Source organism: Micromonospora phytophila, assembly GCF_023656545.1.
In the GTDB taxonomy this organism is placed as follows: Bacteria; Actinomycetota; Actinomycetes; order Mycobacteriales; family Micromonosporaceae; genus Micromonospora; species Micromonospora phytophila.
In genome coordinates this window covers 1-9,144 of sequence record NZ_JAMOKF010000227.1, presented here as the reverse complement: position 1 = coordinate 9,144, position 9,144 = coordinate 1, and the positions used below count along the sequence as shown (strand labels likewise).

Here is a 9,144-nt window from a genome sequence, read left to right as displayed (position 1 = left end):
CCCGCCGACGGCGGCGGTGCCGGCGGTGCGCTGCCACGTCCGGCCGCCGTCTCCGCTGCGGTGGATCACCAGCGCCCCGTCGATCCTGCCGACGGCGTAGACCGTCCGGCCGTCCCGGGTCATCGCGACGTCCACCGCCACGTCGTCACCGGCGGTGAGCGGGCCCGCGAAGACGTGCCTGTCCCAGGTGCGCCCCCCGTCGCGGCTCACCGTGACCGCGCTGCCCCGGCCGGTGAGCCGGCCGTCGTCGGCGGTGTCCACGCTCGTGTAGCCGCTGCCCCAGATCCCGACCCCGGCCGGCACGTCCCTGTCCACCGTCGCCAGCTCCAGCCGCGTACGCGTGGTCACCTCGACGACGTCGCCGGTGACCGGGTCGGCGGCGACCAGCGGATCCAGGTGGGGCCCGAAGGCCGCGTTGAGCACCCGCCAGCCGTCCGGCACCGTGGCGGACCGGGTCGGCGTCACCTCCCGCCAGGTGTCGCCGCCGTCCGTGCTGCCCAGCCACCCCTGCCTGCTCGCGGCGCCCGTGTCGGCCTGGTACGACGCGACCAGAGTGCGCCGGCCCACGGCGGCGAGGGCCACCAGTGCGTCCGGCGGCAGCGGCAGGGCCGTGCTGCGCCAGGTCTTCCCGCGATCGGCCGTGCCGGCCACCAGCACCGTGCACCGGCCCTCGCGGCAGTCGTTCCACCGCAGGTAGAGGTGGTCCAGGTCGGCCGCGACGATCCGACCGGTCCGCACCTGCGCGCCCGGACCGGGCGCGGCGGTGGCGCTGGGCAGCGGGGACGGCAGGAAGCTCGGGGTCCGGTCCGCGCCGAAGCCGGGCACCTCCACCCGGCCGCCGCCGGTCGACAGCGCGGCGGCCGCCACGCCGGTGCCACCGATCAGCGCCAGCGCCGTCAGCGAGCCCGTCGCGACCCCGACCCGCCGGCGGCGGCGTACCGCCCGGCGCTGCACCTCGGCGAAGTGCGGCTTGAAGGCGGCCTGCGCGGCCCGGTCGAGGCCGGTGAAATCCGGGTCAGGCATGACGGGTCCCCCGTTCGTTCAGGAAGCTCGGGTGGGCGGCGGCCGGGACGCGGTCGTCGAGATGGCCGGCGAGTGCCCGGCGGGCCCGTACGAGGCGGGTCTTGACCGCCTCGACGGAACAGCCGAGGGTCTCGGCGACCTGGCTGACCGACAGGTCCGCGATGTGGTGCAGGACCACGGTCTCGCGGGCCGTGCGGGAAAGTCGTTGGAGCGCGGCGACCAGGGCCACGTGGTCGGGTGAGAGACCGGTGACGTGCTGGTCGGCCGGGTCGAGCCGGCCGGAGCGGGCCAGCCGGGTGAAGAGGGCGCGGCGGCGGTAGCGCGACCGGGCGGTGTTCAGCGCCACCGTCCGCAGCCACGCCTCCGGGTTCTCCACCTGCCGGAACCGGCCCGGCCGGGCCAGCGCCCGGACGAAGGCCTCCTGGACGACGTCCTGCGCCTCGGCGTAGTCGCCGGTCATCGCGAACAGTTGTGACACCAGGCGCGGCGCCGATGCGGCGTACACCTCGCGGATCTGATCCTGCTCCACATTGTCTCCTCCTGTCGGCCGTTTCACTGTGACGACCAACCCGGGGACGTTCCGGTGACACCTCGACCGGCGGGTTGCCACCAGCGTCAGGTGGACTCGCCCGGCGCGAGGTACCGGTAGCCGTCGACGGTCTCGCCGAACCAGCCGTTCGCGCTGGCCAGGCCGCGCTCGTTGAGCTGGGCGTCGTGGATCGGGAAGACCCGGGCGGCGCCGACGGCGCGGGCGAAGTCGATCGCCTCGGTCAGCTTCAGCCAGGACGCCTGCGCCGGGACCAGCAGCGTCTCCACCGGCGTCGCGGGCGGGTGCAGTGAGTCCCCCGGGTGGTAGACGGCGTCCCCGACGACGTAGCCGAGGTTGGCGCAGTCGGGCTGGCCGCCGTGGATGGTGGCGTGCCGGCCCCCGACGGCGGTCACCTCGAAGCCGGCGGCGGTGAACCGCTGCCCGGCGCGGACCGGCGTGAACGGCAGCGGAACCCGGCCGGGCAGCACGGCGCCCCGCGGGGCGAAGACCGGCACGCCCAGCCCGGCCAGGCGCAGCACGTCGACGTGGTCGGCGTGCTCGTGGGTGATCAGCACGGCGTCGGCGCCGGCCAGGGCCCGCGGCTCGCTCCACGTCCCCGGGTCGAGGACCAGCACGCCGCCGCCGTGCTCCAGCCGGACGCAGGAGTGGGTGAACTTGGTGATCCGCATCGGCCGACCGTACGCCTGGCGTGGGCCGGCCGATGCCCCTGAACAGGCGCCCGGGAGCGATGTCGTGGGCGGCCCGGTGGACGCACCGACGGGGCAGCTCCACAGGCCGCCGCGGCGGGCCCGGTCAGTCGTGTCCGCCGTGCCCGGCGCGCGCGGGCGGCCGGCCGGGTGACTGGCCCGGTTCGACCACCACGAACTGGCCCATCATCCCGGAGTCCTCGTGCCAGAGCAGGTGGCAGTGGTACATGTACGGCACGTCCGGGTCGCTGTGGTCGGTGAAGCGCAGGGCGATCCGCACCGGACGCTCCGGCGCGAGGTAGACGGTGTCCTTCCAGCCGGTCAGCGCGGGCGGCGGCGACTCCCCGCCGACGGAGAGCACCTGGAACTGCACGTCGTGGACGTGGAAGTTGTGCGGGGTGCCGTCGGTGTTGACCACCTCCCAGACCTCGGTGGTGTCCTTCGTGGCGGCGAAGTCGATCCGGTCCATCTGCATCGACCGGCCGTTGATGCCGCGCCCGGTGAACTCCAGCCGGCGGGTGGTCGCGGCCGAGGCCGGATCGAAGCGGTCCAGCGGCACCAGCGTGTCCGGCACGGCCGGTGACGGGGCGAGGGTGTCGGCGGCGCGCAGTTGCAACACGTCGAAGCGGTCCCGGCCGCCGGCGAACCGGTCGGCGAGTGCGCCGGCGCCCAGGTCGGGGCCGGTGCTGCGCAGGGCGGCCCGCTCCCCCGGCCGGACGGTCACCACGATCTCGGCGCGCTCGCCCGGGGACAGCTGCACCCGGTCCGTCCGGGCGGTGCGCGGCAGCAGGCCGCCGTCGCTGCCGATCAGGTCGAAGCGCCGGTTGTCGGCGAAACCGAAGTCGTAGAGCCGCGCGGTGGAGGCGTTGACCAGCCGCAGCCGGACGCGTTCGGTGGTCACGTCCAGGTAGGGCCCGACGGTGCCGTTGACCAGCAGGGTGTCGCCGAGCACCCCGATGCTGGAGATCATGTTGCGGGTCCTGGTGAACTCGCCGCTGCGGGAGAAGTTCCGGTCCTGCACGATCACCGGGATGTCGTCGACGCCGTAGCGGCGGGGCAGCGGCAGGGCGGCCTCCCGGTCGTCGTCGACGAGGAACAGGCCGGCGAGGCCCCGGAGCACCTGCTCCTCGGTCTCCCCGTGCGGGTGCGGGTGGTACCAGAGGGTGGCGGCCGGCTGGTTCACCGTCCAGGTGGGTGACCAGGTCGCGCCGGGGCGGATCGTCTGGTGCGGGCCGCCGTCCATCCGGGCGGGCAGGTGCATGCCGTGCCAGTGCACGCTGGTCTCCTCGGCGAGCCGGTTGACCACGTTCACCACCACCTGCTCGCCCCGCCGCGCCCGCAGGGTCGGGCCGAGGAAGTCGCCGTCGAAACCGGCCGTCCGGGTCAGCCGTCCGTCACCCCGGAAGTCGCGGCGGCCGTCGCGGGCGAGCAGGTCGAAGACCCGCCGGCCGCGCTCGTCCACCCGCGAGGCGGCCAGCGGTGGTATGGCGAGCGGGCGGACGAAGTCGACCTCGCCGACGGTGTCGGTGCCGCCGCGGGCCAGCGCCCAGCCGCCGGCGGCCACGCCGCCGCAGCAGAGCACCAGCACGACAGCGAGCACGCCGACGAGTACGCGGACGAGGGTTCGTCGTGGGGCGGTCACGGAGGTACCTCCAGCAGAGTCGGTACCTGTAGCCTCTCTGCCTATTCGCCCGTCGACCAGCGGTCACGGCCGGTTTCCGGGGTCGCTCCGGGATGACCCGGAGCCACCGGTCGGGGACCTCCCGCCCGGCCCGCCCGGCCCGCCCGACTCAGCGCTACGGTCGGCCCGGCGGCGGGCCGTCACCACGCCAGCCGGCCGCGTCGGCGGTGAGGCGGCCCGTCGCGGGCCGCGGGACGGAAGGATGCGAGACATGAGCGACTACGGCCACCGGTTGACCTTCGGCTCGTTCCTGACGCCCACCAACGCCGACCCCGCGCAGGCGGTGGGCCTGGCCGTGCTGGCCGAACAGCTCGGCTTCGACCTGGTCACCTTCCAGGACCATCCCTACCAGCCGGCGTTCCTGGACACGTGGACGTTGCTGAGCTTCGTCGCGGCCCGCACCAGCAGCGTGCACCTGGCCGCGAACGTCACGAACCTGCCGCTGCGGCCACCGGCCGTCCTGGCCCGCAGCGTGGCGAGCCTCGACCTGCTCAGCGGCGGCCGGGCGGAACTCGGCCTGGGCGCCGGTGCCTTCTGGGAGGCCATCGAGGCGATGGGCGGACGCCGCCTCTCCCCGGGGGAAGGGGTGCGGGCGCTGGCGGAGGCCGTCGACGTCATCCGGCAGATCTGGGACGTCGACACCCGCGGCGGAGTCCGGGTCGACGGGGAGTTCCACCGGGTGCTCGGCGCCAAGCGCGGCCCGGCGCCCGCCCACGACGTCGGCATCTGGCTGGGCGCCTACAAGCCGCGCATGCTCGCCCTGACCGGGCGCCGGGCCGACGGGTGGTTGCCCTCGCTGGGCTACCTGCAACCCGGCGACCTCGCCAAGGGCAACGCGATCATCGACGACGCCGCCCAGCAGGCCGGCCGCTCCCCCGCCGACGTGCGCCGGTTGCTCAACATCACCGGTCGGTTCACCCCGACGGGCCGTGGCCCGTTGCACGGCCCGGCCGAGCAGTGGGCCGAGGAACTGGCTGACCTCGCCCTGACCGACGGCATCAGCACCTTCATCCTGGGCAGCGACGACCCCGAGGACCTGCGGCGGTTCGCCGCCGAGGTGGCGCCGGCCGTCCGCGAGTACGTGGCCGCCGAGCGGTCGCCCGCCGCCTCGCCAACCGAGGGGACGACGGAGGCGACGGCGGAGGCCGGGCGGCCGGAGGGCCACCGGCGCCCGGCCGTCGCGGCGGGCTCCTTCTCCGTCGTCCCCACCCCCGACAACGGCACCCGCCGCAGCGACACGCGGGTCTGGGACGAGTCCGCCCGCCCCAGCGGGCCCGCGCCCGACCCGCAGCGCACATACACCGCCCACGACCAGGCCGGCGCCCAGCACCTCGTCGACGTGCACGACGGGCTGCGGGCGGAACTCGCCCAGATCCACAACCTCGTGGAACAGGTCGCCGCCGGGCTGATCGACGCGGGCGCGGCCCGCTCCCACATCAACACGATGACGATGCGCCAGAACAAGTGGACCCTCGGCACCTACTGCGAGTCGTACTGCCGGGTGGTCACCACCCACCACACCCTGGAGGACCGGGGGCTGTTCCCGCACCTGCGGCACGGCGACGCCCGCCTCGCGCCGGTGCTGGAGCGGCTGGAGCAGGAGCACCACGCCATCCACGACGTCCTGGAGGGCGTCGACCGGGCGCTCGTCGCCTTCGTCGCCGGCCCGGACGGGATGGCCGGCCTCCGCGCGGCGGTCGACCTGCTCAGCGACACGCTGCTGTCCCACCTCGCCTACGAGGAGCGCGAACTCGTCGAGCCGATCGCCCGGCTCGGCGTGCGGTGATCGCCGCCGACATCGCCCCCTGCGGGTCGCCGGGTGGCGGATGATCGGGGCATGGAGCGAGGACCGGAGCGGGGGCACCGGCGCGTGCCGCACACCGCCGATGTACGGATCGAGGCGTGGGCGCCGACCCGGGAGGCGTGCGTGGCTGAGGCGGTCACCGCCATGGTCGACTCGTTCACCGATGCCACCGGGGCCCGGCCGGGCGCCGAGCGGGAGTTCCGCGCCCCGGCCGGCGACGACGAGGACCTGCTGGTCGGCGTCCTCGATGAAGTGATTTTCCGGATGGAGACGGCGGATGAGCTGCCGCTGACCACCGAGGTGGCCGACGACGGCGCCGGTGGCCTGGTGGTGCGCTGGCGCACGACGGACACCGACGCGGTGGAGCTGATCGGCGCGGTGCCGAAGGCGGTCTCCCTGCACGAGCTGCGCTTCGGCCGCGACGGTGGGGGCTGGTCCTGTGCGGTGACGCTCGACGTGTGAGGGGTGGGTCAGCCCTTCACCACGCCCAGGGGTACCAGCCGGGCCACCTTGCGGCACAGCCCGGCCCCCTCGGCGGCCTCGATCACCGCGGAGATGTCCTTGTACGCCGCCGGCATCTCCTCGGCCAGGCCCCGCCGGGACGCGCCGCGCACCGCGATGTCCTGGGCCTCCAGTTGGCCGCGCGGATCCTGGCCCCGCTCGGCCTTCACGGCCTGCTTGCGGCTCTGCACCCGCCCCGCGCCGTGGCAGGTGGAGGCGAAGGCGGGCGCGCCCGGCACGCCGGTGAGCACGTACGAGCCGGTGCCCATCGAGCCGGGGATCAGCACCGGTTGCCCCACCTCGCGCAGCTCCGCCGGCAGGTCCTCGTGGCCGGGTGGCAGGGCCCGGGTGGCGCCCTTGCGGTGCACGCAGAGGCGGCGCTGTTCCCCGTCGACATCGTGCGACTCGATCTTGGCGAGGTTGTGGGAGATGTCGTAGACCAGGTCGAGGTGGTGGCCGGTTTCCCGCTTGAAGACCCCCCGGGCGGCGTGGGCCAGCAGTTGCCGGTTCGCCCGGGCGTAGTTCGCCGCGGCGGCCATCGCGCCGAGGTAGGCGCGGCCCTCGTGGGAGGAGACCGGGGCGCAGGCCAGTTGCCGGTCGGGCACCGCGATGCCGTAGCGGCCCATCACCTTCTCCATGTGCCGCACGTGGTCGGTGCAGATCTGGTGGCCGAACCCCCGCGACCCGGAGTGGATCATCACGCAGACCTGGCCGGGGCGCAGCCCGAAGGCGGCGGCGACGGTGTCGTCGTAGACCTCCTCGACGGCCTGCACCTCGAGGAAGTGGTTGCCGGAGCCGAGGCTGCCGACCTGGCGTGCTCCGCGCTCGACGGCGCGCTCGCTGACCTGGGCCGGATCGGCGTCGTCGACGGCGCCGTAGTCCTCGCAGCGTTCCAGGTCCCGCTCGACGCCGAAGCCCCGCTCCACCGCGTACCGGGAACCGCCGCGCATCACCGCGTCGAGCTCCGTGCGCTTCGACAGGTGCCAGACCGCGCCCTTGCCCATCCCGCGCGGGGTGTCCGTGCCGAGGCCGTCCATCAGGGCCTCCAGCCGGGGCCGAAGCTCGTCGCGGTCGAGGTCGCCGGCGAGCAGCCGCACGCCGCACGAGATGTCGAAGCCCACCCCGCCCGGAGAGACCACCCCACCGTGCTCGACGTCGGTGGCGGCGACGCCGCCGATCGGGAAGCCGTACCCCCAGTGCACGTCGGGCATGGCGTACGAGGCGCCGACGATGCCGGGCAGGGTGGCCACGTTCGCCACCTGATCCAGGGACTTGTCCGCCCCGGCGTCCGGCAGCAGCGACCGGGACGCGAAGACCACCCCCGGTACCCGCATCGGGTCGTGCCGGTCGATGCGGAACCGGTACGGCGACTCCTCGACCAGGTCCATTCCCGGCGGCTACCCGCCCGGCACCCGACTACACCTGCCCGACCGGGCCGATCGCGCGTCAGGCCGGTTCGACCCGGCGCACGGCGACCGTCTGGGCCAGTTCGAGGTCGCCGCACGCCGCCGGCCGGGTGGTGAGGTTGCCGTGCACGGTGACCCGGGCGCCGGGGCTCAGGGCCTGGGCGGCGGACCCGGCGAGCGCCCAGCGCCGCGCCCCGACCAGCAGCATCGTGCACTCCCCCACCCGCTCCACCGTGCCGGTCAGGGTGCGCCCACCCCACGGCAGCGGGCCGGGCAGCTCGCCGCCGTCGGGTGGGGACGGCGCCATCGCTCTCCGCATGTCACGACACCTCCGTCAGCCTCGGACGCGCCGGCCGCCCGGCCGGTTCCTCAGAGTCGGTAGAAGGCCCGGTAGCGGCGGATGAGCCGCCACTGCACGACCACCGCCGCCACGGTCAGCAGGATCATCACCAGGGTCGCCGCCGCGGCGTAGCCGTAGCGCAGGTACTCGAACCCGGTGCGATAGACGAAGAGCGACAGGTACGTGGTGGCGTACGGGGGTGGGCCGCCGTCGGTCACCACGAACGCCGGCACGAAGGAGAAGTGCAGGCTCTGGATGGCGTCGCGCACCATCAGCAGCCCCAGCACCGGCGCCATCAGCGGCAACGTCACCCGGCGGAACACGTCCCAGCCGGTGGCGTCCTCGATCGCGGCCATCTCGTAGACGTCGCGGGGCAGCGCCCGGCGGGCGGCCAGCAGCACCACGAACGTCTCCCCGATGGTGAACAGGCTCATCAAGATGATCGCCGCCCGGGCGTCGGTCGGGTCGGTGAGCCACTGCGGCGGGGTGCGGCCCAGCGCGGTCAGCCCGTTCTCCCCGCCGGTGCGTAGCAACTGGTTGATCGGGCCGTAGAGCGGGTTGAGCAGCCAGAGCCAGAGCAGCCCGTAGGCGATCTCGGGCACCGCGGTGGGCAGCAGCGCCGCAGTGCGGGCGCTGCCGACCCCCAGCGCCCGGCGGTGCAGCAGCAGCGCCAGGCCCAGCGCGAAGAGCACCCGCAGGGGTACGGCCACCAGCGCGAAGACCAGCGAGTTGGTCAGCGACACCCGGAAGATCGGATCGTCGAGGAGCGCGGTGAAGTTGTCCAGCCCCACCCAGGTCGGCGGGCGCAGCAGGTCGTACTCGGTGAAGGCCAGCGCCAGGGTGATCACGGCAGGCAGCAGGACCAGCCCGACCAGGCCCACCAGGTACGGCGCCAGCATCAGCGCCAATTGCCGGCGCGAGCGGGTGTCGGCCGTCATGACGGGGTGTGCCGGCGGCCGGAGCCGGCGTGGAAGAGGTGCACGTCGGCCCAGTTCACGCCGACGCGTACCCCTGCGCCCCGGTCGGGCCGGCGGGCGGCCGGCACCCGGGCGACGACCGGCGGCCCACCGGCGAGGGTGAGGTACGCGTAGGCGTCCTCGCCGACCACCTCGACCCGGTCCACGGTCGCGTCCGCGCCCTCGGCGGCGCCCAG

10 protein-coding genes are annotated in these 9,144 nt (G+C 74.6%); 2 read left to right on the top strand and 8 right to left on the bottom strand.

All coding sequences use genetic code 11. The annotated features are described in order from the left end of the window. From NCC78_RS22420 to NCC78_RS22405, 4 genes are all read right to left on the bottom strand, one after another. The coding region (locus NCC78_RS22420; protein ID WP_250796838.1) for a sialidase family protein at nt 1-1,023 on the bottom strand (1,023 nt) is incomplete at its 3' end. Next, the gene (locus tag NCC78_RS22415; RefSeq protein ID WP_250796837.1) at nt 1,016-1,552 is read right to left on the bottom strand and encodes an RNA polymerase sigma factor; all 537 of its coding nucleotides are present in this window, start codon (nt 1,550-1,552) and stop codon (nt 1,016-1,018) included. The genes NCC78_RS22415 and NCC78_RS22420, both read right to left, overlap by 8 nt. A gap of 86 nt (nt 1,553-1,638) precedes the next feature. Then, complete coding sequence (locus NCC78_RS22410) at nt 1,639-2,241, bottom strand: MBL fold metallo-hydrolase (RefSeq protein WP_250796835.1); 603 nt, start codon at nt 2,239-2,241, stop codon at nt 1,639-1,641. A gap of 124 nt (nt 2,242-2,365) precedes the next feature. Further along, complete coding sequence (locus NCC78_RS22405; RefSeq protein WP_250796834.1) at nt 2,366-3,901, bottom strand: multicopper oxidase family protein; 1,536 nt, start codon at nt 3,899-3,901, stop codon at nt 2,366-2,368. A 250-nt stretch (nt 3,902-4,151) separates the two neighbouring features. On the opposite strand from NCC78_RS22405, the gene NCC78_RS22400 reads away from it, so the two are divergent. Together NCC78_RS22400 and NCC78_RS22395 are read left to right on the top strand one after the other, a co-directional pair. After that, nucleotides 4,152-5,726, top strand: a complete 1,575-nt coding sequence (locus tag NCC78_RS22400; RefSeq protein ID WP_250796831.1) for an LLM class flavin-dependent oxidoreductase — start codon at nt 4,152-4,154, stop codon at nt 5,724-5,726. A gap of 51 nt (nt 5,727-5,777) precedes the next feature. After that, nucleotides 5,778-6,206, top strand: coding sequence for an archease (locus tag NCC78_RS22395; RefSeq protein ID WP_250796830.1), 429 nt, complete (start codon nt 5,778-5,780; stop codon nt 6,204-6,206). Between the two features lie 8 nt (nt 6,207-6,214). Here NCC78_RS22395 and NCC78_RS22390 read toward each other — a convergent pair whose 3' ends face one another. The 4 genes from NCC78_RS22390 to NCC78_RS22375 all read right to left on the bottom strand — a co-directional run. Continuing rightward, the gene (locus NCC78_RS22390; RefSeq protein WP_250796829.1) at nt 6,215-7,633 is read right to left on the bottom strand and encodes an RtcB family protein; all 1,419 of its coding nucleotides are present in this window, start codon (nt 7,631-7,633) and stop codon (nt 6,215-6,217) included. 58 nt (nt 7,634-7,691) lie between these two features. After that, entirely contained in the window at nt 7,692-7,970 is a 279-nt protein-coding gene (locus NCC78_RS22385) for a DUF5818 domain-containing protein (protein WP_250796828.1), read from the bottom strand. A 50-nt stretch (nt 7,971-8,020) separates the two neighbouring features. Beyond that, nucleotides 8,021-8,890 carry a carbohydrate ABC transporter permease gene (locus NCC78_RS22380; RefSeq protein WP_250796839.1) on the bottom strand — a complete coding sequence of 290 codons (870 nt, stop codon included), beginning with the start codon at nt 8,888-8,890 and terminating at the stop codon, nt 8,021-8,023. Between the two features lie 35 nt (nt 8,891-8,925). Continuing rightward, nucleotides 8,926-9,144 (bottom strand): TOBE domain-containing protein (locus tag NCC78_RS22375; RefSeq protein WP_250796827.1); only part of this gene is annotated, 219 nt, incomplete at its 5' end.

Excerpts from the sequence above, each read along its gene's own strand:
- NCC78_RS22390 (WP_250796829.1), bottom strand. The coding sequence starts at position 7,633 with ATGGACCTGGTCGAGGAGTCGCCGTACCGGTTCCGCATCGACCGGCAC.
- NCC78_RS22385 (WP_250796828.1), bottom strand. The coding sequence starts at position 7,970 with ATGCGGAGAGCGATGGCGCCGTCCCCACCCGACGGCGGCGAGCTGCCC.
- NCC78_RS22380 (WP_250796839.1), bottom strand. The coding sequence starts at position 8,890 with ATGCTGGCGCCGTACCTGGTGGGCCTGGTCGGGCTGGTCCTGCTGCCT.
- NCC78_RS22400 (WP_250796831.1), top strand. The coding sequence starts at position 4,152 with ATGAGCGACTACGGCCACCGGTTGACCTTCGGCTCGTTCCTGACGCCC.
- NCC78_RS22410 (WP_250796835.1), bottom strand. The coding sequence starts at position 2,241 with ATGCGGATCACCAAGTTCACCCACTCCTGCGTCCGGCTGGAGCACGGC.
- NCC78_RS22395 (WP_250796830.1), top strand. The coding sequence starts at position 5,778 with ATGGAGCGAGGACCGGAGCGGGGGCACCGGCGCGTGCCGCACACCGCC.